Genomic DNA, 263 nt, shown 5'->3' on the forward strand with positions numbered 1-263 from the left:
ATCTAACATGATGCCAACAATGATGGTGTTGGGTGAGTTGATTGGCTTAACCTTGAGTACTACTTGCAATGTGGTTGCGTTCATAAACGTTAGGTTGATGCTGTCGTCTTTTGGCGTGTCGATTAAGCCCGGGAACGTGTCGGCACCAATGTTAATTGAGCGCGCCATTTCGCGTAGCGGTTTGCCCATAATGCGCTTACCAAACTCAATACCGCTGGTGCTGTTGTTTAGGCGGCGGTTTTTAATGTTTTGAATGGCAATAA

At 46.0% G+C, this 263-nt stretch carries 1 protein-coding gene; it reads right to left on the reverse strand.

Translation table 11 applies throughout. The features are described 5' to 3' along the window. A partial coding sequence (locus tag AAEY79_RS15340; protein ID WP_352289378.1) for a DUF2586 family protein occupies positions 1-263 on the reverse strand: 263 nt, incomplete at both ends.

It is taken from the genome of Psychrobacter sp. GW64-MNA-CIBAN-0177 (genome assembly GCF_040309585.1).
Lineage (GTDB): Bacteria > Pseudomonadota > Gammaproteobacteria > Pseudomonadales > Moraxellaceae > Psychrobacter > Psychrobacter okhotskensis.